This window comes from Tsukamurella strandjordii, from assembly GCF_039525985.1.
Lineage (GTDB): Bacteria > Actinomycetota > Actinomycetes > Mycobacteriales > Mycobacteriaceae > Tsukamurella > Tsukamurella strandjordii.
Window position 1 is genome coordinate 55,275 of record NZ_BAAAII010000013.1, and the last position, 23,582, is coordinate 78,856.

23 protein-coding genes and 1 tRNA gene are annotated in these 23,582 nt (G+C 69.9%); 8 read left to right on the forward strand and 16 right to left on the reverse strand.

Translation table 11 applies throughout. From position 1 onward, the window contains the following. Positions 1 to 11 precede the first annotated feature (11 nt). Positions 12 to 839 (forward strand): dienelactone hydrolase family protein, encoded by an 828-nt coding sequence (locus ABD108_RS20375; protein WP_344186334.1) that lies wholly within the window; start codon positions 12 to 14, stop codon positions 837 to 839. Positions 840 to 958: 119 nt separating this feature from the next. Here the strand turns inward: ABD108_RS20375 and ABD108_RS20380 are convergent, their stop codons facing one another. The 3 genes from ABD108_RS20380 to ABD108_RS20390 are packed head-to-tail and all read right to left on the reverse strand — an operon-like array spanning position 959 to position 5,431. After that, positions 959 to 3,559 (reverse strand): ATP-dependent Clp protease ATP-binding subunit, encoded by a 2,601-nt coding sequence (locus ABD108_RS20380; protein ID WP_343931243.1) that lies wholly within the window; start codon positions 3,557 to 3,559, stop codon positions 959 to 961. A gap of 55 nt (positions 3,560 to 3,614) precedes the next feature. Further along, on the reverse strand, positions 3,615 to 4,412 hold the full coding sequence (locus ABD108_RS20385; protein WP_220658127.1) for a family 1 encapsulin nanocompartment shell protein: 798 nt from the start codon (positions 4,410 to 4,412) through the stop codon (positions 3,615 to 3,617). Continuing rightward, positions 4,409 to 5,431 (reverse strand): Dyp-type peroxidase, encoded by a 1,023-nt coding sequence (locus tag ABD108_RS20390; protein WP_343931244.1) that lies wholly within the window; start codon positions 5,429 to 5,431, stop codon positions 4,409 to 4,411. Before ABD108_RS20390 ends, ABD108_RS20385 begins: the two co-directional genes overlap by 4 nt. Positions 5,432 to 5,558: 127 nt before the next feature. Here ABD108_RS20390 and ABD108_RS20395 point away from each other — a divergent pair, with 127 nt between their 5' ends. Both ABD108_RS20395 and ABD108_RS20400 read left to right on the forward strand, forming a co-directional pair. After that, on the forward strand, positions 5,559 to 5,750 hold the full coding sequence (locus tag ABD108_RS20395) for a hypothetical protein (RefSeq protein ID WP_220658129.1): 192 nt from the start codon (positions 5,559 to 5,561) through the stop codon (positions 5,748 to 5,750). Between the two features lie 167 nt (positions 5,751 to 5,917). Continuing rightward, a complete protein-coding gene (locus ABD108_RS20400; RefSeq protein ID WP_255585678.1) occupies positions 5,918 to 6,841 on the forward strand; it encodes an FUSC family protein in 924 nt (307 codons plus the stop codon). A 13-nt stretch (positions 6,842 to 6,854) separates the two neighbouring features. Here the strand turns inward: ABD108_RS20400 and ABD108_RS20405 are convergent, their stop codons facing one another. The 5 genes from ABD108_RS20405 to glmU all read right to left on the reverse strand — a co-directional run bounded on the left by ABD108_RS20405 (position 6,855) and on the right by glmU (position 11,874). Then, positions 6,855 to 8,033, reverse strand: a complete 1,179-nt coding sequence (locus tag ABD108_RS20405) for an NAD-dependent formate dehydrogenase (protein ID WP_343931245.1) — start codon at positions 8,031 to 8,033, stop codon at positions 6,855 to 6,857. A gap of 134 nt (positions 8,034 to 8,167) precedes the next feature. Then, positions 8,168 to 9,076 (reverse strand): LysR family transcriptional regulator, encoded by a 909-nt coding sequence (locus tag ABD108_RS20410; protein WP_343931246.1) that lies wholly within the window; start codon positions 9,074 to 9,076, stop codon positions 8,168 to 8,170. A 6-nt stretch (positions 9,077 to 9,082) separates the two neighbouring features. Then, positions 9,083 to 9,427 (reverse strand): arsenate reductase (glutaredoxin), encoded by a 345-nt coding sequence (gene arsC / locus ABD108_RS20415; protein ID WP_220658133.1) that lies wholly within the window; start codon positions 9,425 to 9,427, stop codon positions 9,083 to 9,085. Positions 9,428 to 9,448: 21 nt separating this feature from the next. Further along, the gene (locus ABD108_RS20420; RefSeq protein WP_220658134.1) at positions 9,449 to 10,426 is read right to left on the reverse strand and encodes a ribose-phosphate diphosphokinase; all 978 of its coding nucleotides are present in this window, start codon (positions 10,424 to 10,426) and stop codon (positions 9,449 to 9,451) included. After that, positions 10,423 to 11,874: a bifunctional UDP-N-acetylglucosamine diphosphorylase/glucosamine-1-phosphate N-acetyltransferase GlmU gene (gene glmU / locus ABD108_RS20425; protein WP_343931247.1), complete on the reverse strand. Its 1,452-nt coding sequence runs from the start codon at positions 11,872 to 11,874 to the stop codon at positions 10,423 to 10,425. The genes ABD108_RS20420 and glmU overlap by 4 nt, the downstream gene beginning before the upstream one ends. Before the next feature lie 121 nt (positions 11,875 to 11,995). On the opposite strand from glmU, the gene ABD108_RS20430 reads away from it, so the two are divergent. Next, positions 11,996 to 12,067, forward strand: a tRNA-Gln gene (locus ABD108_RS20430). Between the two features lie 89 nt (positions 12,068 to 12,156). Further along, a complete protein-coding gene (locus ABD108_RS20435; protein WP_343931249.1) occupies positions 12,157 to 12,507 on the forward strand; it encodes a hypothetical protein in 351 nt (116 codons plus the stop codon). On the opposite strand, the gene ABD108_RS20440 is transcribed toward ABD108_RS20435, so the two are convergent. From ABD108_RS20440 to mfd, 4 genes are all read right to left on the reverse strand, one after another. Beyond that, a complete protein-coding gene (locus tag ABD108_RS20440; protein WP_220658137.1) occupies positions 12,483 to 12,695 on the reverse strand; it encodes a hypothetical protein in 213 nt (70 codons plus the stop codon). The genes ABD108_RS20435 and ABD108_RS20440 overlap by 25 nt on opposite strands. Positions 12,696 to 12,759: 64 nt before the next feature. After that, on the reverse strand, positions 12,760 to 13,488 hold the full coding sequence (locus ABD108_RS20445) for a lytic transglycosylase domain-containing protein (RefSeq protein ID WP_343931250.1): 729 nt from the start codon (positions 13,486 to 13,488) through the stop codon (positions 12,760 to 12,762). Positions 13,489 to 13,523: 35 nt separating this feature from the next. Next, entirely contained in the window at positions 13,524 to 14,489 is a 966-nt protein-coding gene (locus ABD108_RS20450; RefSeq protein WP_343931251.1) for a nucleoside triphosphate pyrophosphohydrolase, read from the reverse strand. Further along, a complete protein-coding gene (gene mfd / locus ABD108_RS20455; RefSeq protein ID WP_343931252.1) occupies positions 14,486 to 18,148 on the reverse strand; it encodes a transcription-repair coupling factor in 3,663 nt (1,220 codons plus the stop codon). Before mfd ends, ABD108_RS20450 begins: the two co-directional genes overlap by 4 nt. 104 nt (positions 18,149 to 18,252) lie before the next feature. Between mfd and ABD108_RS20460 the strand changes: the two genes are divergently transcribed. Next, complete coding sequence (locus ABD108_RS20460) at positions 18,253 to 19,647, forward strand: lipase family protein (RefSeq protein ID WP_343931253.1); 1,395 nt, start codon at positions 18,253 to 18,255, stop codon at positions 19,645 to 19,647. Between the two features lie 85 nt (positions 19,648 to 19,732). After that, positions 19,733 to 20,959, forward strand: coding sequence for an HNH endonuclease (locus tag ABD108_RS20465; protein WP_343931254.1), 1,227 nt, complete (start codon positions 19,733 to 19,735; stop codon positions 20,957 to 20,959). 1 nt (position 20,960) lies between these two features. Here ABD108_RS20465 and ABD108_RS20470 read toward each other — a convergent pair whose 3' ends face one another. Together ABD108_RS20470 and ABD108_RS20475 are read right to left on the reverse strand one after the other, a co-directional pair. After that, a complete protein-coding gene (locus tag ABD108_RS20470) occupies positions 20,961 to 21,275 on the reverse strand; it encodes an AzlD domain-containing protein (protein ID WP_343931255.1) in 315 nt (104 codons plus the stop codon). After that, on the reverse strand, positions 21,272 to 21,949 hold the full coding sequence (locus ABD108_RS20475) for an AzlC family ABC transporter permease (protein WP_343931256.1): 678 nt from the start codon (positions 21,947 to 21,949) through the stop codon (positions 21,272 to 21,274). Before ABD108_RS20475 ends, ABD108_RS20470 begins: the two co-directional genes overlap by 4 nt. Positions 21,950 to 22,013: 64 nt before the next feature. Here ABD108_RS20475 and ABD108_RS20480 point away from each other — a divergent pair, with 64 nt between their 5' ends. After that, the gene (locus ABD108_RS20480) at positions 22,014 to 22,565 is read left to right on the forward strand and encodes a helix-turn-helix domain-containing protein (protein WP_343931257.1); all 552 of its coding nucleotides are present in this window, start codon (positions 22,014 to 22,016) and stop codon (positions 22,563 to 22,565) included. On the opposite strand, the gene ABD108_RS20485 is transcribed toward ABD108_RS20480, so the two are convergent. Together ABD108_RS20485 and ABD108_RS20490 are read right to left on the reverse strand one after the other, a co-directional pair. Further along, positions 22,549 to 23,193: a TetR/AcrR family transcriptional regulator gene (locus ABD108_RS20485; RefSeq protein ID WP_220658588.1), complete on the reverse strand. Its 645-nt coding sequence runs from the start codon at positions 23,191 to 23,193 to the stop codon at positions 22,549 to 22,551. The genes ABD108_RS20480 and ABD108_RS20485 overlap by 17 nt on opposite strands. Positions 23,194 to 23,216: 23 nt before the next feature. After that, complete coding sequence (locus ABD108_RS20490; RefSeq protein WP_343931258.1) at positions 23,217 to 23,573, reverse strand: hypothetical protein; 357 nt, start codon at positions 23,571 to 23,573, stop codon at positions 23,217 to 23,219. Positions 23,574 to 23,582 lie beyond the last annotated feature (9 nt).

Here is a 23,582-nt window from a genome sequence, read left to right on the forward strand (position 1 = left end):
ACTATGGTGCCGTGACCGTCACAGCGCAAGCAGCCCGCAACATCGCCGACTTCGCCGTGGAGCCGTTCACGGCGCACGGGACCACGCACGACGTGTACCGCAAGGGCACCGGCCCAGCGGTGATCGTGATGGCCGAGATCCCCGGCATCACCCCGAAGGTGCTCGATTTCGCGCGCAAGCTGGTGGACGCGGGATTCACCGCGGTGCTGCCGCACCTGTTCGGCGTGCCCGGCCTCGACGCCGACCCGCGGAAGGTGGGCATCAAGGGCACGGCCACGGCCGTCGCGTCGGTCGCCCCGCTGTGCGTCAGCAAGGAGTTCACCATCCTCGCCGTCGGCAAGTCCTCCCCCGTGATCACCTGGCTGCGCGCGCTGGCCCGCCAGGAGCACGAGCGGTGCGGCGGCAAGGGCGTCGGCGCCGTCGGGATGTGTTTCACCGGAGGTTTCGCGCTGGGCATGGCGGTCGACGATGTGCTGCTGGCGCCGGTGCTGAGCCAGCCCTCGCTGCCGCTGGGCATCACGCCCAGCCGCCGGCACAACATCGACATCTCGCCGGAAGACCTGGAGACCGTGAAGGTGCGCTGCGCCAAACAGGGCCTCAAGGTGCTGGGCATGCGGTTCACCGGCGACAAGATGGTGCCCGGCGAGCGCTTCGCCTTCCTGCGTGAGCAGCTGGGCGATGCCTTCATCGCGGTCGAGATCGACGACGCCGACGCGAATCCCGATGCGCCCACGCCGCCGCACTCCGTACTCACCGAGCACCTGATCGACGAGCCGGGACAGCCCACCCGCGCGGCGCTGGATCAGGTCATCGACCTGATGCGCAGCACCCTGCGCTAGGCGGGCGGGCCGTCCGGCCTATTCGAGCCGCTTCTCCTCTTCCCGCTCCAGGCGGTCGCGCTCCTCCTGGCGGCGCTTCTCCTCGTGCTCGATGGCCTCTTCGCGGGCGTTCTTGTTGCTCATGCCTTCTCCTGTTCGTCGGTCGTCTCGGTGGCCTTGTCGTCGGACGAGGCGTCCGCGGCCTTGTCGTCGGTGGTCTTGTCGTCGGAAGCCGGGAGGCTGCCCTCGGTCACGGTTCCGTCCTTGCCCACCTCGACCACCGAGATCACCAGGCCGTCGTCGTCGGCGTCCACGCGCACGGTGTCGCCGGGCACGATCTCGCCCTTGAGCAGCATCGACGAGAGCCGGTTGTCGAGTTCCTTCTGCACGGTGCGGCGCAGCGGGCGGGCACCGAACTGGGGCTGGAAGCCCTCGTCGGCCAGCCAGTCCTCGGCCTTCTCGGTGACGTCCAGCTCCACGTCCTGGCCGCGCAGCAGGCCGCGGGTGCTCTCCAGGATCAGCTCGACGATGTTGCGGATCTGCTGCTTGTCGAGGCGGTGGAAGATCACCGTGTCGTCGATGCGGTTGAGGAACTCGGGCCGGAAGTGGGCGTGCAGCCGCTCCTTGACCTTCGGGACCACCGACTCCCAATCGTCCTCGGGCGCTTCGAGGATCAGATCGGCGCCGATGTTGCTGGTGAGGATCACGATGGTGTTCTTGAAGTCCACCGTGCGGCCCTGGGCGTCGGTCACGCGGCCGTCGTCGAGCAGCTGCAGCAGGATGTTGAAGACATCCGGGTGGGCCTTCTCGATCTCGTCGAACAGGATCACCGAGTAGGGCTGGCGGCGCACCTTGTCGGTGAGCTGGCCGGCCTCCTCGTAGCCCACGTAGCCGGGAGGCGCGCCCACCAGTCGCGAGACGGTGTGCTTCTCCTGGAACTCGCTCATATCGAACCGGATCAGCCGGTCCTCGTCGCCGAAGACGGTGGCCGCCAGGGCCTTCGCGAGCTCGGTCTTGCCGACACCGGTGGGGCCGAGGAACAGGAACGAGCCGATGGGCCGGCTCGGGTCCTTGAGCCCGGCGCGCGCCCGGCGCACGGCCTCGGAGACCGCGAGCACGGCCTCGTCCTGGCCCACGACGCGGGCGTGCAGATCGTCCTCCAGGCGGAGCAGCTTCTCCTTCTCCTCGGAGGTCAGATCGGCCACCGGGATACCGGTGCGCCGCGAGACCACCTCGGCGATGTCGGTCACCGTCACATCCGGGCCGGACGGCTCACCGTCGGGGGAGATGTTCTTGAGCCGCTGCTCGGCCTCCGCGATCTTGACCTTGAGCTCGTCCGCGGTCTTGTAGTCCTCCGATTCGACGGCGCTGTCCTTCTCCCGGTTCAGCCGCGCCAGCTCGTCCTCGACGGTGCGGGTGCCCTGGTCGGAGGTCTTGGTGCGCAGCCGGACCCGGGCGCCGGCCTGGTCGACGAGGTCGATCGCCTTATCCGGCATGAACCGGTCGGTGATGTAGCGGTCCGAGAGTTCGGCGGCGGCGATCAGGGCGTCGTCGTCGTAGTGCACCTGGTGGTGCTCCTCGTAGACGTCGATCAGGCCGCGCAGGATCTCGATGGTGTCCTCGACGGTCGGCTCGCTCACCATCACCGGCTGGAACCGGCGTTCCAGGGCGGCGTCCTTCTCGATGTACTTGCGGTACTCGTCGATGGTGGTGGCGCCGATCGCGTGCAGCTCGCCGCGGGCCAGCGCCGGCTTGAGCATGTTGCCCGCGTCCATGGAGCCCTCGCCCCCGCCGCCCGCACCGATGATGGTGTGCAACTCGTCGATGAACACCACCAGCTCGTCGGAGTGCTCGCGCACCTCGTCGAGCACCTTGGTCAGGCGCTCCTCGAACTCGCCGCGGTACTTGCTGCCCGCCACCATGGAGCTCACGTCGAGCGCGATCACGCGGCGCCCGGCGAGCGTCTTGGGCACGTCGTCGTTGACGATCCGCTGCGCCAGACCCTCCACGATGGCGGTCTTGCCGACGCCGGGGTCGCCGATCAGCACGGGGTTGTTCTTGCGGCGGCGGGAGAGGATCTCGATGGTCTGCTCGATCTCCTCGGCGCGGCCGACCACGGGATCGACCTTGCCGGCCCGCGCCTCGGCGGTCAGATCGCGGCCGTACTCGTCGAGGGTGGGCGTGCTGCTCGGGCCCTGCGCCGCCTGCGCCTGCTGCGCGGTCTTGCCGGGCTTGCCCGATTTGCCGGGCACGGCCTGGCCGGAGGACAGGCCGCCGCCCGCGAGGGTCTGCGCGGCCACGGTGTCCGGATTGTCGGCGATGCCGATGAGGATGTGCTCGGGGCCCACGTAGGACTGGCCGGACTGGGCCGCCCGCTGCTGGGCCACGCGCAGCGCGCGCCGCGAGGCCGGGCTGAGCGACGGTGCGCCGTCGGCCCCGTCGGGGCTCGCGCTGGCCTTCGCCGCAGTTTCCATCGCGGAGGCGACCCGATCGGGATCGAGGCCCACCCGCACGATGATCTCGCGCGTCGGCTCGTTCATCGCGGCCGCGTACAGCAGGTGCTCGGGCGTGATCTCGCTGTTGCCCCAATCGGCCGCGGCCACCTGCGCCTCGACGAGCAGAGTCTTCGCCTGGTCGTTGAGGAGGCGGTTCAGGTCGACCCGCTGCACGGCGGGCCGGCCCACCGAGTTCCCGAAGAACCGCTGGAAGATGTCATCGAAAACGCCGTCGAAATCACTCATTTCACTGCTTTCCATTCATCGGTCGGTGGGACGGGTGGAACGGTGGTGCACAAGTTCAGGCGGTGAGCGGTACTGCGGCCTCGGGGGTGTAGGCGAGGAAGGTGAAGGTCTCCTGCAGGTACAACTCTACCGCGTCGGCGGTGTGCGAGAGGTAGCCGATCTCCACATCGGTGCCCAGCCGCAGGTCGAAATCGCCACCGCGCGTGGTGAGCACGAAGGCGCCGTCGATCGCGGGTGCCCAGATGATGTCGCCGTCGACGAGCCGGTTGAGGTGCTCGCGCACCGGATAGCCGTGATCGGAGGTCTCGCTCACGCGGGTGTACACATCGGCGGAGAGCAGCACGGAGTACGGGCCGTCCACACCGGCGAGCCGCAGATCGGACAGCGCCTGGGAGACGACGTCGGGGATGTCGCGCGGATCGTCGGGCAGCTTGAGGTCGCCGCCGGCGGCGGTGTTGCGGATGCCGGGGATCGATGCGGCCGGATAGCCCTCGAAGATCGCCCGGTCCTCGGCGTAGGCGAGGCTGCGTGCCGCGTCCTTGACCGGATCCCAATCGGCGTCCTGTGCGCCGCGCTCCACCGAGTCGATGGCCTTGCGGCTCAGCGTGAACGGCACGCGCAGGCGCACCAGGGGGCGGCTGTCGCGCAGGTGGGCCTGCACGCCCTCGGCGGGACCGCCCACCTCGAGCAGGTGGCCGGTGCCGATCGCGCTGGCACCGGGGCCGAGCGGTTCGCCGAGGTCCACCACGCGGCGGCCGGCGATGTTGCGTTTGAAGGTGCGCGTCGCTTCGGTCTCGATCTCCGACCACGCCGCGGCGGTCACGGGGGCGAGTTCGCGGTACAGGTTGTTCATCGATCGCTTCCTTTCAGACTGCCGATCCGCAGCGAGCCGTCCGCGGCGTCGGCGGTGGGAGCGGGGGACCCCTCCGCCTCCTCCGGTGCCGCGGGCGGATCGTCCAGGAAATCGGCGGGCGGGGTGAAGAACAGGCATCCGGTGTGCGCGGTGGAGAAGTCGAGCACGCGGTCGGTGTTGCCGGGCGGATCGCCCAGGAACATGTTGCGCAGCATGCGTTCGGTGATCCCGGGGTCCCGGGAGTAGCCGATGAAGTAGGTGCCGAACTCGCCGCTGCCCACCTGCCCGAAGGGCATGTTCTGGCGCACGATCTTCAGTTCGTTGCCCTCGTCGTCGGTGATCACGTTGAGCGCGATGTGCGCGTCGGCGGGTTTGACGTCGTCGTCCATCTCGATGTCCTCGAGCTTGGACCGGCCGATCACCTTCTCCTGCTCCTCGACGGTGAGCGCGCGCCACGCGGTCATATCGTGCAGGTACTTCTGGACGTGGACGTAGCTGCCGCCCGCGAAGTGCGGGTCCTCGTCGCCCACCGTCGTGGCCGCGACGGCCACCTCGCCCGACGGGTTCTCCGTGCCGTCCACGAAGCCCAGCAGGTCGCGGTTGTCGAAGAACCGGAAGCCGTGCACCTCGTCGACCACGGTGATCGCACCGTCGAAGGCGGCCACGATCCGTGACGACAGTTCGAAGCACATGTCGAGCGATTCGGCCTTGATGTGCAGCAGCAGATCGCCCGGTGTCGACGGTGCGCGGTGGCGCGGACCGTCGAGCTCGACGAACGGGTGCAGACCCCGGGGCTTCGGGCCCGCGAAGAGGCGGTCCCAGGCGTCCGAGCCGATGGAGGTGATGAGGGCCAGGCCCTTCTCCGGGTAGCGGAAGGAGACCGATCGGACGAGTCCGGACAGGTCGCCGAGCGTATCCCTCACGTCGTCGGCGCGATCGCGGTCGATCGTGGCCACGAGGAACATCGCTGCAGTGGACAGCGGTGTGAGAACCGGTTGCGGGCGCGTCACGTTTTTCACACTAACCGAGCCCGGCGACGGCAGCAGGGGAAGCGAACGACCGCGACAATCCGATGCCGTGCGATGATGAGGGCGATCGGGGAGGGCGCAGCCCGCCTTCCCAGTCGGTTGTGGATGGGAGACGAAGATGACCTGGATCGCCGTGGTGCTGTTGGGGATCGCCGCACTGGCCGGGCTCGGATTCGCCTGTGCGATCTCGACGCCTCGCCGCCCCGCCTCCGATGCGACCTACTCGACCAATGCGCTCATCGCGGCGGGCGCGGTCACCGGCTCGGCACTGTGTGCGATCGCCGCGGCGGTGCTCACCGCCGGCGTCTGACACCGCCTCGGCGCCCGCCGGTGCGGTCTTCGCTACGCTCCGCCGTCGCCGCGGTTCCGGAGCGGTATCGCCCCGATCTCCGCGATGGAGGTCACGCGCTGCGCGTTGCGCTCGCGCTCCTGATTCCTGGATTACTGCTGATCGCATGGGGTCGTCCTGAGCTTCTCGTGTATGCGGAGTTCGGTGCTTTCGCGGGAATGTACGGCCGCGGCGAATCGGGACGGCCGCGGATCGTGCACCAGTTGCAGGCCGGCGGCCTGCTCACCGTGGGGGAGCTGCTGGGGATCACTCTGTCGCATCAGCAGGCGCCGCCGTGGGTGCTGGTGCTGGTCGGGGTGGTCTTCGCCACCGTCTGTTCGGTGCTGGCCGATGCGGTGCGCCTGCGGCCCGCCGGCCCCTTCTTCTTCCTCTTCGCGATGGGTGCCACCGCGACCTTGCCGGCCGATCTGGCGCCGCCCGGCCAGGCCCTCGCGATCTGCGTGGCCACGGTGCTCTTCGCGATCGTCGTCGGCGCGATCGGGCGGCCCGATCCGTTCCGCGGCCGGCCCTGGTGGGACGGGATCGCACTGGTCCTGCGCCGGCCGGCGCCCGGGGTCGGGACGCACGCCCTGCGGTACGCGCTCGCCGTCGGTCTGGCGGGCGGTATCGGGATCCTGCTGGGTGTGGATCACGCGAACTGGGCGATGGCGGCGGCGGCCGTCCCGCTCGCGGTGATCGACGCGGGCCGGCCCTCGGATTCCGAGTTCCGGTCGGTGGCGGGGCGCGCGATGCACCGGACGGTGGGCACCTTCGTGGGCCTGCTGGTGGCGGCGGCCCTGCTCGCCCTGGACCCGGGGCCCACCGCGCTCGCCCTGGTGGCCATCGCGCTGTTGTTCCCCACGGAGCTGTACATGGCGCGGCACTACGCGGTGGCGATCGGTTTCTTCACGCCCCTGATCATGTTGATGACGGAGCTCGCCGATCCCACCGATCCGCTCCGGATGCTCACCTACCGCGGCGTGGACACCATCATCGGTGTGTGCGCCGGCATCCTGGTGGCGCTCCTGGTGCGCGGCAGGCCCCGCCGGACCGGGCTCGTCCGCCCGGCCTGACGGGGCCCGTCCGTCAGGAACCCGCGCCGGGGCTGGCCTTGCCGTCGGCGGTGTACGACGCGGCGCCCACGCCGGCCAGCGCACCACCGGCCACGATGAGGTACTCGTCGCGGATCGGGGAACCGGCGAAGAAGTCCTCGAGGATCTCCCGGGTCCCGGCGGCGTAGCGGGCCTGCGCCGACAGCGTGGTGCCCGAGACGTGCGGGGTCATCGCGTGGTGGGGCATGGTGCGCCACGGGTGGTCGACGGTCGGCGGCTGCGGGTACCAGACGTCACCGGCGTAGCCCGCAAGCTGCCCGGACTCGAGCGCGGCCACGATGTCGTCGCGCACCACGATCTCGGCGCGGGCGGTGTTGACGATGTAGGAGCCGCGGCGCATCGTGGCCAGCAGCTCGGCGTCGAACATGTGGTAGGTCTTCGGATGCAGGGGAGCGTGGATGTCGACGACGTCCACCGAGCGCACCAGCGATTCCACCGACTCGTGGTAGGTCAGGTTCAGTTCCTGCTCCAGTTCGAGTGGCAGGCGCCGGGTGTCGAAGTAGTGCAGCCGCACCCCGAACGGCGCCAGGCGGCGCATCACGGCCTGGCCGATCCGGCCCGCGGCGATGATGCCCACGTCCATGCCCTCGAGATCGTAGGCGCGCTCGACGCAGTCGGCGATGTTCCAGCCGCCCTCGATGACCCACTTGTACGAGGGCACGAAATTGCGCACCAGCGTGAGGATCTGCATCACGGCGTGCTCGGCGACGCTGATCGAGTTGGAGTAGGTGACCTCGGCGACGGTGACGCCGGCGTTGATCGCGGCATCGAGATCGACGTGATCGGAGCCGATGCCGGCGGTGAGTGCCAGCTTCAGGTTCTTGGCCTTGGCGATCCGCTCGGCGGACAGGTAGGCGGGCCAGAAGGGCTGCGAGATCACCACATCGGCGTCGGCGAGATGCTTCTCGAACTCCTCGCCCTCCTTGTCGGAGGTCACGATCAGCTCGTGGCCCTGGGATTCGAGGTACTTCCGCAGGCCGAGCTCGCCGGAGACGCAGCCGAGCAGTTCCCCGGGAGTGAAATCGATGGACGACGGAGAGGGGATGCTCTGGCCGCCGGGATAGGCCTCGATGAACGGGATCGAATCGCGGGCGTACTCGGGCGGGTAACCGGTGACCGGGTCGGGGTACAGTACACACAGAATCTTCGCCATGATCACTCCTTGAATCGGCGAGTGGGAGAATTGATTTCGTCCCTCTGCATCTACTTTCCCGCCGATCCGCGGGGGCGTCCAATACCGGATTCCGCTCGCCCGATAGGCGGCTCCGATCACCGCAGGCGGGCGGCTCAGCCCACCGGCGGCGCACTCTCCGCGAGCGCCCGGGCGAGCACCGATTCGGGTTCCCCGCCGTGCCGCACCAGCACCACGCGCGCCGCCAGTTCGGCGCGGTCACCGAGCGCGGCGGGCGGACCGTCGAGCTCCACGACGCGGGTGCCCGACGGTGCCCGGTAGGTCGCGAGCCGGGCCCGCGGGACGATCGTGGCCCACCGTCCCGCTCCGACCATGGCGAGCAGGGTGGCGACGGAATCCGATTCGAGGCGCGGCGCGAACCGCGCACCGTGCGCCTGCGCCACCTCGTCGATCAGGTCGCGTCCGCGCATCCCCTTGTGCAGCAGGCACATCGGAAGCTGCGCCGCATCGGTCCAGGAGACGGTGCCCTCGCCCTCGGGAAGGAGATCCTCGCGCGCCACGAGCACGTGCCGGTCGGTGTAGAGCGGCGTCACGGTGAGTCCGTCGAGATCGGTGCCGTCGGAGTACACGATGCCCGCATCCAGTTCGTACCGGCGGATCCGCTCGACCACCTCGGACGAGCGCAGCCCGGCCCGGATCCGCACGCGCACCAGCGGATGCGCGGAGCAGAACGGATCGGTCAGCAGGGCGACCGCGGTGGCCGCGGCGGGGATCACACCGAGGTCGAGCTCACCTGTGAGCCCGGTGCGGAGCGCGGTGACCTCGTGTTCGAGGGAGTCGCGGTCGGCCAGGATGCGCCGGGCCCACGGAACCAGTCGCTGGCCCTCGGGGGTCAGGCCCTCGAAGGAGGAGCCGCGCACCACGAGCGGCACGTCGAGCTCGCGCTCCAGCTTGCGGATGGCCTCGGAGAGCGCCGGCTGCGATACGTAGCAGGCGCTGGCCGCCCGGGCGAAGTGCCGCTCCCGGGCCAGGGCGACGAAGTACTCGAGCTGGCGGAACAGCACCGCGCGCTACAGGATCTCGTCGATGGCCTCGGTGGGGCGCGCCATTCGGGTGCCCTTGGCGGTCACCACGAAGGGCCGCTCGATGAGCTTGGGATGGGCGACCATCGCGTCCAGCAGCTGGTCGTCGGTGGCGTCCGCGAGGCCCAGCTCCTTGTACTCGGCCTCGCGGGTGCGCACCGCCTGCCGCACGGTGAGCCCGGCGTCCTTGATGAGCGTGCGCAGCTGCGCCTTCGAGGGCACCTGGTCGAGGTACTTCACCACCGTCACCGTGGCCCCCGCCTCCTCCAGCCGCGCGAGCGCCTGGCGGGACTTGGTGCAGCGGGGGTTGTGGTAGATCGTCGCCTCGGACATCGATGCCCCTCCGGTGAGCTGTTAGGCGTTGCCGTTGAACAGGCTGGTCACGGAACCGTTCTCGAAGACCTCGCGGATGGTGCGGGCCAGCAGGGGAGCGATCGGCAGCACGGTGAGCGTGTCGAAGTGCTTCTCCGGCGGGATCGGCAGCGTGTTGGTGGCGATCACCTCGCGCGCACCGCAGTTCGCGAGCCGCTCGGTGGCCGGCTCGGAGAAGACGCCGTGCGTGGTCGCGATGATCACGTCCTTGGCGCCGGCCTCCTTGAGCACGCCCACGGCACCGGCGATGGTGCCGCCGGTGTCGATCATGTCGTCGATCAGCACGCAGGTGCGGCCGGCCACGTCACCCACGACGCGGTTGCTCTTCACCTGGTTGGCGACGTTGGGGTCGCGGGTCTTGTGCACGAAGGCCAGGGGCGCACCGTCGAGGGCGTCGGCCCACTTCTCGCCCACCTTGACGCGGCCGGCGTCGGGGGAGACGACCACCATGTTGTCGGTGCCGTAGTGCTCGCGCACGTAGTCGGCCAGCATGGTCTGCGCGTGCATGTGATCGACCGGGCCGTCGAAGAAGCCCTGGATCTGGTCGGTGTGCAGGTCGACCGTGATGATCCGGTCGGCGCCCGCAGTCTTGAACAGGTCGGCCATCAGGCGCGCCGAGATCGGCTCGCGGCCGCGGTGCTTCTTGTCCTGCCGGGCGTAGGGGTAGAACGGGAGGATCGCGGTGATCCGCTTCGCCGATCCGCGCTTGAGCGCGTCGATCATGATCAGCGTCTCCATGATCCACTGATTGACCGGGTACGGGGCGCTCTGCAGCACGAACGCGTCGCTGCCGCGCACGGACTCCTCGAACCGGACGAAGATCTCGCCGTTGGCGAAATCGCGTGCCGTCTGCGGGGTGACCTCGACGCCGAGCTCGTCGGCGACCTGCTGCGCCAGCTCGGGGTGGGCACGACCCGAGAACAGCATCAGGTTCTTCTGGTTATCGATCCAGTTGTTCACTGCTCGTCAATCCTCGCGATAGCCTTCTGGGCCGCCTCGGCCGAGCTCGTGCCCGGGCGCTTCCGCAGTACCCATTCCTCGATGTTCCGCTGATCCGCGCCGGAGACCGCCAGGGCTCCGGGCGGCACGTCGCGCTTGATCACGGTACCCGCTCCGCTGTAGGCGCCGTCGCCCAGCTCGACCGGCGCGATGAGCATCGTGTCGGATCCGATGCGCACGTGGTCGCCGATCACCGTTCGGTGCTTGTTCACCCCGTCGTAATTCACGGTGACCACGGCGCAGCCGATGTTGCTGCCCTCGCCGATGGTGGCGTCGCCGATGTAGCTCAGGTGCGGCACCTTGCTACCGGCCCCGATCTGCGCGTTCTTGGTCTCGGCGAAGGCGCCGATCTTGCCCTTGGCGCCCAGTTCGGTGTTCGGCCGGAGGTAGCTGAACGGCCCGACGGTGGCGTTCGGGCCGATCGACGAGGCGTGCACCTCGGAGCGCAGCACGGTGGCGCCGGTGGCGACCGAGGCGTCGACGAGAGTGGTGTCCGGGCCGATCACCACGTCCTCCGCGATCGCGGTGCGGCCGCGGAGGTGGGTGCCGGGTTCGAGGGTCACATCGCTGGCGATGGTCACGTCGACATCGATGTAGGTGTTCGCCGGGTCTACCACCGTGACGCCGTTCAGCTGATGCCCCGCGATGATCCGGCGGTTCATCTCGCGGGCGAGCTGGGAGAGCTGGATGCGGTCGTTGCAGCCGGCCACCAGCATGTCGTCGTCCACGTGGTCGCCGCGCACCAGCAGGCCCGCGGCGCGGGCGATCCCGATCACGTCGGTGAGGTACAGCTCGCCCTGCACGTTGTCGGGGCGCAGCTGCGCCAGCGCGGAGACCAGCTGCGCGTGGTCGAAGGCGTACACGCCGGAGTTGATCTCGGTGATCGCGAGCTGCTCGGGCGTCGCGTCCTTCTGCTCGACGATCTGGGTGACCTGCCCGTCCTGCGTGCGCAGCACCCGTCCGTAGCCGGTGGGGTCGTCGACGGCGGTGGTCAGCACCGTGACCGCCGCGCCGTCCCCGGAGGTGTGGGTGGCCAGCAGATCGATCAGGGTGGCCGTGTCGAGGAGCGGCACGTCGGCGGCGGTGACCACCACGGTGCCCGCGAAGTCGGCGGGCAGCACCGACAGGCCCGCCTGGACGGCGTCACCGGTGCCGCGCTGTTGCTCCTGGACGGCGACCAGGATCTCGTGGTCCAGCTCCGAGGCGGTGCCGAGGGCGGCCTCGGAGACCCGCTCGCGGTCGTGGCCCACGACCACCACGAGGTGGTCCGGGCTGGTGCCGGCGGCGGCGTGCAGTGCGTGGCCGAGCAGCGTGCGCCCCGCGATGCGGTGCAGCACCTTCGGGGTCTTCGAGCGCATCCGCGTGCCCGCGCCCGCGGCGAGGATCACCACCGCCGTGCCGTTGCTCATCGGGTGGCTCCTCGTGGTTCGGTGCAGGTCGTCATCGGCCGCAATCCTACGAGAACACCGTGCCGGCCCGTCCGTGGCACAATGCTTGGCGGTGGTCGCGCGCGTGTCGCGGGACCGGCGGTCTCCCGTGGTGTAATCGGCAACACTTCTGATTTTGGTTCAGACATTTCAGGTTCGAGTCCTGGCGGGAGAGCTCCAGCGGCGTCTTCTCACACCTCAGTGGAATTGCAATTCTCGTCCTCGTGTTGCGACATCCGAAACATCCTGCATAACGTAATGTGCATGTCAGAGCCTGCACTACCCAACCAGGACCATTCCGCCCGCGAGGAATCGCTCCGGAATCGCAATGATCTCCGGAATCTGCTCAATCAACTCGGGCAGAACGCTGCGAACAGCGGGGACCCGGAGGGGCATTACCGCCGGGCCCTCGGCTCATTGCTCTACGATGTGGCCGCCGATCTGTACATTCACGCCGAGAAGTTGGGAATGACTCCGGGCGAATTGCAGGGCGTGATCACCGATGCGAATGCCGATCTGGTCGCCGCAGGGAACGCCGCGGAAACCGCCCGCGCTCTCGAATTCCGGCTGGCCAGTGGCGATCAATCCGATCAGTTGGGCTCTTCCCAGTCGTAGCCGGTGCCCACGTCGGTACCGACGCACTCCAGGGTGTCGCCGGACGCGGTGGTGATCCGCTGCCCCTCCTGCGTGGCGGAGCACGAGTCGTACATCTGCGGTGTATCGGCGGAGGCGACGGCGGGAACGGCGAGGCCGGTGAGGACGAGCATGCCGGCGGTGGCGAGGGCTTTGGCTGTGATGTTCATGCTCCCGAGCCTGCGCCGCGAAGCTGGGAGCGCGGTGTCAGCGCGGTGCCGATCGGCTGGCAGTTCAGGGCTGGACGTTCACCGAGTACGCCGAGGCGGCATCCCGCACGTCCAGCAGGTACTCGCGCGACTGGTTGTAGACCATCACGCCCTTCTCCCAGCCGCGGGCGGTGGTCAGATCTCCGCCGGAGACGCACAGGTACCGGGCCGCGGTGAGCGCCGCATCGTCGATGTTGTCCGGATCGGCCTTGCCGTCGCCGTTCGCGTCCACGCCGTAGCGCTGCCAGGTCTCGGGGATGAACTGGAAGGGGCCCATCGCGGCGTCGTACTTGGCGTTCGGCCGGTGCGGATCGGTGCCGGTGGCCAGGATCTCCTGATTGCCGTTGGTGCCGTCCAGCGGCACCCCGCGGATGGGCGGCGAGACCTTGCCGTTGGGCGCGATCGTGGCCCCGCGGAAGGTGCCGTGCTTGCTCTCGATGAAGGCGATCCCCGCGAGCGTGGTCCAGGCGATCCCGCACTGCGGCGTACGTTGCCGCATCGCCTCCGCGGCGTTGCCGTAGGCCTCGAGGGAGATCCGGGGGATGCCGGTGGCCACGCTGATCGGGGTGGCCCAATCGCGGAGCAGGTCGGCGGTGCGTCCGGGACCGTTGACGTTGATGTACGGCACCGGCACTCCGGGGCCGGGCGGGATGCCCTCGGGGATGTCGACGCGCTCACCGATCGTGCCGCAGGAGGCGAGCGCCGTCGCCGCGGCCGCGACGACGACGGCCGCGCGCACGCGGGTACTGATCATGGTGTGGTCGAGCTTCCTTTTGTCCGATTACCGGATCAACGTGCGACGGTGCCCTCGGGGTTCCCGGCCGGCACGTTGTCCCAGGCGAAGGCCCACGAGTCTACCTCGCCGGAGGCGATCAGGGCCTCGGCTGCGCGCACCCGGTCGAGGAAGGCGAGCAGCGTGCCGCGGTACTCCAGCTCCGCGGAGTGATCCTCCGCGGTCGGGTCGACGGTGACGGTGCGCACCTCGTCCGGCACGAGCTCGGCGGGGAAGCCGGCGGTGCGCAGCCGCTCGAAGACCTTCCCGGCGAGCGCGAGCGCGGGCTGTGCCAGCGAGATGGAGTCGAGCACCGAGGCCTCGCCCCGGGCCTGCTTCTCCAGGCGCTTCTGCCGCTCCCAGTTCTGCGCCTGCGTGGCCACGTCGACCTCGGAGCCCTCCGCGAGGTGCGGGGTGCGGCGGCGGACCTTCGCGGTGAGCGTGCGGGCGATGTCGTCGATCCCGAAGGGCTCGTGCTCGGCCTCCTCGGCGATCCGCGCGTGGAAGATCACCTGCAGCAGCAGGTCGCCGAGCTCGCTGCGCAGCTCCGCACGCTCGGCCTCGCCCGCCGCGGGGGCATCGAGCGCGCCCACCGCATCGGCCAGTTCGTAGGTCTCCTCGACCAGGTAGCGCAGCAGGCTCGCATGGGTCTGCTCCGACTCCCACGGCCCCACGGTGCGCAGGGTGTCGATGAGGGCGACGGCGTCGAGCACGTCGAGCCCGGCGGGCCGGCGTCCGGCGATCACCTCGGCACCGTCGGCGCGGAGGGCGGCGACGGCGGGGTGATCCGGATCGGACGAGACCAGCACGGCTCCCGCGGGGACGGTCCCGTCGAGCACGGGCCGCGCGCCCGGCAGGTTCCAGGCCACCCGGACGGGCAGTTCCTCGGTGTAGAACACCGGGCCGTCGCTCAGCCGGGCGACCGCCTCGATCGGGACGTATCCGGGCAGGGCCGGATCGAGGAGGACGACGGTGCCGCTCACGCGCTCGCCCCACTGGTCGCCGCGGTCGCGCGGGGCGGCTGGTCGAGCCGCCAGTAGCCGGCGCCCTTGCCGTCCATGGCGGCCAGGAAGTCCGCGACCACCTGGAGCAGTTCGATGTCGCGCACGCGCTCGCTGCCCACACCGCCGCCCGCCACGCGGGGGATCGGGAAGGTGACGGTGCGCGTGGTGGCCCGGTACGAGCCGCCCGGGTAGAGCCGCTTGAGTCGCAGCTGCTGCGAATCGCGCAGTTCCATCGGCGCCACTCGGAGATTGGTGCCGGCCACGCTGACCTCGGTGACCCCGGCCGCTCGGGCCAGGGAGCGCAGGCGCGCGATGGCGGCCAGCCGCTCCACCTCCACGGGCGGGGGGCCGTAGCGGTCGGTGAGCTCGGTGAGCACCTCGGCCACGGCGGTATCGTCGTGGGCCGCTGCGAGTTTGCGGTAGGCCTCCAGACGGAGCCGGTCGCTGGTCACGTAGTCGGGCGGGATGTGCGCGTCCACCGGCAGGTCGATGCGCACCTCCTTCTGCTCCTCCTCGATGGTGATCGGCTTCCCGTCGGCGGCGGCGCGGTACGCCTCCACCGCCTCGCCCACCAGCCGGACGTACAGGTCGAAGCCCACGCCGGCCACGTGACCGGACTGCTCGGCGCCGAGAACGTTGCCGGCGCCGCGGATCTCGAGGTCCTTCATGGCCACGGCCATGCCCGCGCCCAGGTCGTTGTTCTGGGCGATCGTGGACAGCCGGTCGTACGCGGTCTCCGTGAGCGGCTTCTCGGCCGGGTACAGGAAGTAGGCGTAGCCCCGCTCGCGCGAGCGCCCCACGCGGCCGCGCAGCTGGTGCAGCTGTGACAGGCCCAGGTTCTCGGCGCGCTCGACGATCAGTGTGTTCGCATTGGAGATGTCCAGGCCGGTCTCGACGATGGTGGTGCACACGAGCACGTCGAACTCGCGGTTCCAGAAGCCCTGCACGGTGCTCTCCAGGGCCTCCTCGCCCATCTGGCCGTGCGCCACCGCCACCCGGGCCTCGGGCACCAGATCACGGATCTGCTTGGCGGCCTTGTCGATCGAGCTGACGCGGTTGTGCACGTAGAAGACCTGACCGTCGCGCAGCAGCTCGCGGCGGATGGCGGCCGCGACCTGCTTCTCCGCGTACGGGCCCACGTAGGTGAGCACGGGATGGCGCTCCTCCGGCGGGGTGAGGATGGTGGACATCTCGCGGATACCGGCCATCGACATCTCCAGCGTGCGGGGGATCGGGGTGGCGCTCATGGTGAGCACGTCAACGTTGGTGCGCAGTGCCTTGATGTGCTCCTTGTGCTCCACACCGAACCGCTGCTCCTCGTCGACCACCACCAGGCCGAGGTCCTTCCAGCGCACCCCGGTCTGCAGCAGCCGGTGGGTGCCCACCACCACGTCCACGCTGCCGTCGGCGAGGCCCTCCAGGACCTGCTGTGTCTCCTGCTTATCGGTGAAGCGGGACAGGCCCTTCACGGTGATGGGGAAGCCCTGCATGCGGTCCTCGAAGGTCTTCAGGTGCTGCTGGGCGAGCAGCGTGGTGGGCACGAGAACAGCCACCTGCTTGCCGTCCTGCACGGCCTTGAAGGCGGCGCGCACGGCGATTTCGGTCTTGCCGTAGCCCACGTCGCCGATCACCACGCGGTCCATCGGGACCGCCTTCTCCATATCGGCCTTCACATCGCCGATCACCGTCATCTGGTCCACGGTCTCGGTGAACGGGAAGGCGTCCTCCATCTCGCGCTGCCACGGGGTGTCGGCGGCGAAGGCGTGGCCGGGCGCGGCGTTGCGGGCGGCGTACAGCTGGACCAGCTCGCCCGCGATCTCGCGGACGGCCTTGCGCGCCTTGCGCTTGGTGTTCTGCCAGTCGCTGCCGCCCATCTTGGACAGCGCGGGCATCTCGCCGCCCACGTAGCGCGAGAGCTGGTCCAGCGATTCCATCGGCACGAAGAGCTTGTCGCCCGGTTGGCCGCGTTTACCGGGGGCGTATTCGATCACCAGGTACTCGCGGCGCGCGCCGGCCACGGTCCGCTCGATCATCTCGACGAACTTGCCGATGCCGTGTTCGTCGTGCACCACGAGGTCGCCCGCGGTCAGCGCGAGCGGGTCGACCTGGTTGCGCCGCTTGGCCGGAAGCCGTCGCCCGTCGCCCACGCCGGCCACCCGGTTACCGGTGAGATCGGGCTCGGCGAGCAGGACGAGGGTGCGCGAGGGCACGGTGACGCCGGTCTGCAGGCTGCCGCGCAGCACGCCGACGGTGCCGGGACGCGGCTCGTCGCCGGGCTCCAGTTCGGTGGCGGGGACCTCCGCATCGCGGAGGCGTTCGAGGATGCGGGCGCGGGTTCCCTGGCCCGCCACCACGATCACGCCGCTGCCCCCCGATGCCGCATGGGCTCGCAGGCTGGCGAACAGCTTCTCCGCCTCGGCCTCCGAGCCGCGCGGTGCGGGTGCGTGCTCGATGTGCACGGTGAGGTGATCGTCGTCGTCCGTGTCCGGTCCCGCGGCGAGCGGGGAGATGGTCCACCACGGATGTCCCTGTGCGGAAACGGATTCGTGCACCTCGTCGAGGCTGCGGTAGGCGCTCGCGCCGAGGTCGATGCCGGTGGGGTCGAGCGGCGCCGTTGAACCGAGGGCGGCCGCGGTCCAGGACGCTTCCAGGAACTCCTGGCCGGTGCGTGCCAGATCTGCTGCGCGCGTGCTGATCTTCTCGGGATCGAGCAGCACGGTGTGCGTGCCTCGGGGGACCACATCGGTGAGCAGTTGCAACTCGCCCGGAACCAGGGCCGGGATGAGTGCCTCCATGCCCTCCACCGGGATGCCCTGCGAGAGCTTCTCCAGCATCTCCACCAGCGCGGCATCGGATTCGTGCGCGGCCTTCAGGGTGGCCGCGCGGTCGCGGACCGCGGGGGTGAGCAGCAGCTCGCGGCAGGGGTAGACGTGCACGGTGCCGACCTCGACCTCGGGCTGGCTGCGTTGATCCGCCACCGAGAAGGCGCGGAGATCAGTCACCTCGTCGCCCCAGAACTCCACCCGCACGGGTAGATCGGTGGTGGTGGGAAAGATGTCGAGAATGCCGCCGCGGACGGCGAATTCGCCGCGCTTGCCCACCATGTCCACGCGGGTGTAGGCGAGTTCGACGAGGGTCTCGATGAGCTGCTCGAAGTCGAATTCGGCGCCCTCGCGCAGCGTGACCGACGGTGCATCGCCCAGGCCCGGCGCCATGGGCTGCACGAGCGAGCGGACGGCGGCGACCACCGCGCGCAGCGGTTCGCCGTAGTCGGCATCGTCGGGCCGCGCGAGGCGGCGCAGCACCTGCAGCCGGCGGCCCACGGTGTCGGGGCCGGGGGACAGGCGCTCGTGCGGCAGCGTCTCCCAGCTGGGGAACTGGGTGACCGCGCCCGCGCCGAGGGATTCGCGCAGTTCGGCGGTGAGGTCGTCCGCCTCGCGTCCCGTCGCGGTGACCACCAGCACCGGCGCGCGCTGAGCCAGTGCCGAGATGAGGAAGGGGCGGGTGCCGTCGACCGCGGTCACGGTGAGCTCGGGGCGGCCGGCAGCGGCGGTGAAGGCGGCGATATCGGGATCCGCGGCGACCGCCCTGGTCAGTCCGGAGAGTGCGGGGATCGATGCGGGGGCGGTGTCAGACACCGAATCAGTCTAGGTGCCGGGGCTGACAGGCAAAAACAACCCTTGACAGGTGACATACCCCACCTTAGGTTCAGCGTGTGAAAACTGACATACGATCGTTCCGGATGGTCGTTCGCCGCGCCGCGCTGCTGGTCACCTCGACCGTCCTGCTGTCGGCGGGGGTGATCGCAGCGCCCTCCGCCTCGGCGCTTCCGCCGATCGTCGAGCCGGCGCCGCCCGCCGACTCCTTCTACGACGCCCCGGCGAATCTCGCCGAGCTGGCGCCCGGCACGGTGATCCGGAGCCGCACCACGTCGGTGCGATCGCTGCAGGTGATGCCGGTGAACGTCGACGCGTGGCAGCTGGCCTACCGAACGAGTGATGCCGATAAGAAGCCCGCGATCACCGTGACCACCGTGCTGGTCCCGCGCGGCAAGAAGCCGACGAAGCTGCTCTCGTACCAGGCGGCCACCGATTCGACGCTGCGCGTGTGTCAGCCCTCCTACGGGCTCACCAGCGGCGGCCCGATCGACCTCGGCAGCCCGTCGGGCCCCCTGACCTTCGCCATGCCCGGGGCGGAGATGCTGTTCGCGACGCTCGGCCTGAACGAGGGCTGGGCGGTGGCGATGCCCGACCACGGCGGCAGCGAGAACACCTTCCTCACCCCGCGCCAGCCCGGGTACGCAGTGCTCGACGGCATCCGCGCGGTGGAGAACTTCACCCGGCTGGGGCTGTCCGCCTCGACGCCCGTCGCGCTGTGGGGTTACTCGGGCGGCGCCATCGCCAGCAGTTGGACCATCGAGATGCAGCCCGGCTACGCGCCCGAGCTGAACATCCGCGGCGCCGCCTTCGGTGCGCCCGAGCGGGATCTCGCGGCCTCGCTGAAGAGCGTGAACACCTCGCTGCTCGCGGGCCTGATCCCGCTCGCGCTGTCGGCGCTGGGCAAGGATTCGGAGGAGTTCCGCACCGCGCTGGACAAGGTGCTCACCCCGGAGGGCCGGTACCGCGTGAACGAGACGCGCCGCCACTGCATGCCGCAGAACGTGGTCTCGAACCTGTGGTTCGACTACAACCGCTTCCTCACCAAGCCCGTCGACGAGGTGCTCCGCATCCCCGCGATCAAGAAGGTGATCGATGAGCGCGGAGTGAGCGGCAAGGTGCCCACCGTGCCCGCGTACGTCTACAACGGCATCACCGAGGAGGTCGCCCCGATCACGGGCACGGACAAGCTGGTGAACTCGTACTGCGCGGGTGGCGCGTCGGTGACCTACCGCCGCGAGGAGTTCCCGCCCAACCCCGTGAAGCAGCTCATGACCACCCACGGCGTGGTGGTGGTGACCGGCGCCGGCGGCGCCTTCGACTGGATCAAGCAGCGGATGAACTCCACCGGTCCAGCGCCGAAGGGGTGCGATATCCGGAACGTCTTCAGTAGCGGACTCGAGCCCGCCGCGGCCCAGGCCTTCGGCCAGGGAGTCGGCGCGATCGTCGCCGGACTCGTGGGCGCACCGATCGGGAGTTGACGAAGCTCGGCGCGCGCCGAAACCGACTGGCTGGGTTGAGGTTTCAAGTCAGAAACTTGTCAGTGGGTGGTCGTAGTGTGCGGGTATGGACGAGGAAGACGGAACTGATGCCGCCGTCGGCGGTGATGTCGGCGGTGATGTGGTTGCGGGCCTGGGTGCGTTGGAGCGGGCTCGGGCGCGGGTGATCTCCGATCAGTACCGGTTGATCGCGGAGTTGTTGCGGGTGCGGGTGTCTGAGCGGATCGCTGCCGGTGTCGCACAGGACAGGTGGGAGACCGGTGTCGCAGCAGAGATCGGGTTGGCGCTGCGGGTCTCCCCGCATCGAGCAGCCGGGATGCTGTCGCGGGCCCGAGTCTTGGCGACGGATCTGCCCGCCACCTCGGCACGATTACGCGACGGTGAACTTTCGCCGGAGGCGGTGGAGGTGATCGTCTCCGGTCTGTCCCACCTGGAACCGCGACTGCGAGCCGAGGCCGACAGCGCCCTGTGCGGCGAGACCTTCGACGCTGCCGGTCTGGGTCTGCGGCGACTGCAGGATCGAGTGCGGGAGACGGCGTACCGGTTGGATGCGCGGGCCACGGTGGATCGGATCGGGCAGGCGGCGAAGGACCGTCGAGTCACCATTCGTCCGGCGCCGGACTGCATGGCGCGGGTTTCGATCCTGCTGCCGGTCGCGCAGGCCGTCGGCGTGTACGCCGCACTCAAGGGCGCCGCCGAGGCGGTGTTCGGTGCTCCGGGGGAAGTGCGGAGTCGGGCGCAGGTGATGGCCGATACCGCGTTCGCGCGTCTCACCGGCCGTGACGCCGCGGCCGGCCAACCGGTCACGGTGAATCTCACCATCCCCGTGGCGGTGCTGCTCGGTGATCAGCCGGGTACCGCGCATCTCGCGGGCGGCGGCACACTCCCGGCGGAGATCGCCCGCCACCTGATCGGGAAAGCTACCGAGCACGCAGTGGCCTGGGTCAAACGCTTGTATGTGCAGCCGGAGTCCGGGGCGGTGGTCGCGATGGATTCTCGGGCGCGGTTGTTCCCGGCGGGGTTGGCGGAGGTGATCGCCGCTCGCGACCGGTACTGCCGCACTCCGTATTGCGATGCTCCGATCGCCCACACCGACCACATCGTCGCGCACGCGAAAGGTGGCCCCACGAGCCTGGCCAACGGGCAGGGGCTGTGTGCGGCGTGCAACTACGCCAAGGAAGCCGCCGGCTGGACCAGCCGCACGGTCACCGACCCGTCGGGGAGGCACGCCGTCGAAACCCGTACGCCCACCGGGCATGTGCACCGGTCCACGGCACCACCCCACGCGGCATAGGTCAATCGATGCCACCCAGGCGGAGTACGGCGGCGGTAGCTCCCGCGGCCAGGATCACCAATGGGAGCGGCGCGCGTCGCCATGCCAACAGGCCCGCCACCGCCACGCCGGCGAAGCGCGCGAACCCGGCGAATTCCCGGCCGTCCGCAACGGCGGCGGTGGCCATCACTCCCGCCAGCAGCGCCATGGCGCACAGGTCCACGGTGCGCCGCGCGCGTGGGCTCAGCTCGAACCTGCCCACCACCATCGGGCCCGCGGCGCGAAACAGGAAGGTGACCACCGCGAGTGCCGCTCCGGCACAGAGAACGGCGATCACGGCCACGACCCCGTCGCCAGCCGCAGAACGGGCAGGGCCAGCAGCGCGAGCACCGGCGCCAGACCGGTGGGCGCCCACGGCACGGCGCCGAGCGCCAGCAGCGCCGCAACGAGAAGCGGTGTTCGCGAGGACGACTCGCGCAGCGCAGGAATCAGCAGCGCCAGGATCACCGCCGGGAACACCGCATCGAGGCCGAGTGCCTCCGTCGAGATCACCGACCCGATCGCCGCCCCCGCCGCGGCACCCAGCGGCCAGGCGAAGGCGATGCCGCCACCGGCATAGGTCAGCCCCCGGCGGCCCGATTCGACATCGGGCTGGGCTAGCGCCAGCGCGACCGATTCGTCGTTGATCAGATGCATCCGCGCCACGCGACCCGCCCCGGTTCCGAGATACGGCGCGGCCGCCAGACCGTAGGGAAGGTGCCGCGCATTGACCAGCGCACCCGCCGCGAAGGCGACCACGGGCGCGCCGCCCGCAGCGATGAGTCCGACGAAGAGCATCTCCGAGGAGGCGGCCAGCACCGTGAGACCGAGCGCGGGCGCGAACCACCACGGCAGGCCGGCGGCCACCGTCTGCGCCCCGTAGGCGAGCCCGATGCAGGCCACCGCCGCCGAGAGCATCGCCGCGGGCCGGACCAGCGGATCCGCCGCGATCGTTCGCCATGTCGTACGCATGTCCACTACGATGAACTGAAGTACATCAGTTCGTCAAGTCGAACGATCGGAGTTTCTGCCGAACATGTCGAGCGTGCCCATCATGGCCATCGCGGCCGGGATCCAGCGTGAACGCACCCGGGCGGGCTGGAGCATGGCCGAACTCGCCCGCCGGGCGAATGTCGCCAAATCCACCCTCTCGCAGCTCGAAGCGGGCACCGGAAACCCCAGCGTGGAAACGCTGTGGGCACTGGCGACCGCCCTCGAGATCCCCTTCGCGCAGCTCCTGGGCGGCGGGAACGTGGAGGTCACGGTGGTGCGCGCGGGCGAAGGTGCCACTGTGCCGTCCGATTCCGCCGACTACGCCGCGACCCTGCTCAGCGCCTCACCGCCGGGCGTGCGCCGCGACGTCTACCGAATCGATGCGGAGCCGGGGTCACGCCGCGAGTCGGTGGCGCACGTCCTCGGCACCGTCGAACACGTCCTGCTGTGCAGCGGCGAGGCGCGAGTGGGGCCCACCGACAGCCCCGTGACCCTGGCGCCGGGCGATTTCATGACCTATCCCGGCGATGCACCGCACGTCTTCGAGGCCGTGGCGCCGGGCACCCGGGCGGTGCTGATCAGCGATCAGCGCTGAGCCGCTGGTCCGCTGGTGCGTCCACCGGAGCGAGCGCGCTCGGTTCGATCGCCACCGGGTTCTCCTTGAGGCCGATCAGGCCGTACCAGGAGAGGTTCACGATGTGTGCGGCCACGGCCTCCTTCGGCGGCGTGCGGACCTCCAGCCACCACTGCGCGGTCATCGCGACCATGCCGACGAGCGCCTGGGCGTACAGCGGAGCGAGCGTGGGATCGAGGTGCTTGCGCTCGAACTCGCCCTCGAGGTGGCTCTCCACCTGCCCGACCAGGTCGTTGAGGAGGGTGGAGTAGCCGCCCGCGTGCTCGACGGAGCTGTTGCGGGTGAGGATGCGGAAGCCGTCGGAGCGTTCCTCGACGTAGGTGAGCAGTGCCAGCGCGATCTGCTCGATCCGCGACTTCGACCGGTCCTCCAGCATGGCGCGCGAGAAGACCTCGAGGACCATCTCCATCTCGCGGTCCACGACCACCGCGTACAGGCCTTCCTTACCGCCGAAGTGCTCGTACACCACGGGTTTCGAGACGCCGGCCTTCGCGGCCACCTCCTCGATGGTGGCGGCCGCGTAGCCGCGGTCGGCGAACACCGACCGCGCGGTGTCCACCAACTGGCTGCGGCGCTCCGCGGCCGTCATCCGCTTGCGCGGCTTCGCCGTGGTCACTTCGTGTCCGCCTCCTCGGCGGTGTCGGGCACGGGGTCGGAGGCGGGCACGGGGTCGGAGGTGGGCACGGAATCCGAGGCGGGCGCGGCGACGGAATCGTCCTTCTGCGCCGCGACCTGCTTCTGATACGCCTCCTCGGCGCGGGCGTACTGGTTCTTGATGGTGCGGCTGGCGTACACCAGGCCCACGAAGAACAGGATCTCGAAGACGATCGCCCCGATGTACAGCGCGCGGGCACCGGTGGTGGTGGCATCGGTCAGCCGCCAGATCAGCACGCCCAGCACCAGCAGCAGCACGGCCCCCATCGATTTCAATTGCAGGCCGTTGCTGAACGGAAGCGGCTTCTCACTCATGAAGATCGA

Coding starts and splice junctions, on each gene's coding strand:
- ABD108_RS20380 (WP_343931243.1), bottom strand. CDS start 3,559: ATGAGTGATTTCGACGGCGTTTTCGATGACATCTTCCAGCGGTTCTTC.
- ABD108_RS20385 (WP_220658127.1), bottom strand. CDS start 4,412: ATGAACAACCTGTACCGCGAACTCGCCCCCGTGACCGCCGCGGCGTGG.
- ABD108_RS20395 (WP_220658129.1), top strand. CDS start 5,559: ATGACCTGGATCGCCGTGGTGCTGTTGGGGATCGCCGCACTGGCCGGG.
- ABD108_RS20405 (WP_343931245.1), bottom strand. CDS start 8,033: ATGGCGAAGATTCTGTGTGTACTGTACCCCGACCCGGTCACCGGTTAC.
- arsC (WP_220658133.1), bottom strand. CDS start 9,427: ATGTCCGAGGCGACGATCTACCACAACCCCCGCTGCACCAAGTCCCGC.
- glmU (WP_343931247.1), bottom strand. CDS start 11,874: ATGAGCAACGGCACGGCGGTGGTGATCCTCGCCGCGGGCGCGGGCACG.
- ABD108_RS20435 (WP_343931249.1), top strand. CDS start 12,157: ATGTCAGAGCCTGCACTACCCAACCAGGACCATTCCGCCCGCGAGGAA.
- ABD108_RS20440 (WP_220658137.1), bottom strand. CDS start 12,695: ATGAACATCACAGCCAAAGCCCTCGCCACCGCCGGCATGCTCGTCCTC.
- ABD108_RS20445 (WP_343931250.1), bottom strand. CDS start 13,488: ATGATCAGTACCCGCGTGCGCGCGGCCGTCGTCGTCGCGGCCGCGGCG.
- ABD108_RS20460 (WP_343931253.1), top strand. CDS start 18,253: ATGGTCGTTCGCCGCGCCGCGCTGCTGGTCACCTCGACCGTCCTGCTG.
- ABD108_RS20465 (WP_343931254.1), top strand. CDS start 19,733: ATGGACGAGGAAGACGGAACTGATGCCGCCGTCGGCGGTGATGTCGGC.
- ABD108_RS20475 (WP_343931256.1), bottom strand. CDS start 21,949: ATGCGTACGACATGGCGAACGATCGCGGCGGATCCGCTGGTCCGGCCC.
- ABD108_RS20480 (WP_343931257.1), top strand. CDS start 22,014: ATGTCGAGCGTGCCCATCATGGCCATCGCGGCCGGGATCCAGCGTGAA.
- ABD108_RS20485 (WP_220658588.1), bottom strand. CDS start 23,193: ATGACGGCCGCGGAGCGCCGCAGCCAGTTGGTGGACACCGCGCGGTCG.
- ABD108_RS20490 (WP_343931258.1), bottom strand. CDS start 23,573: ATGAGTGAGAAGCCGCTTCCGTTCAGCAACGGCCTGCAATTGAAATCG.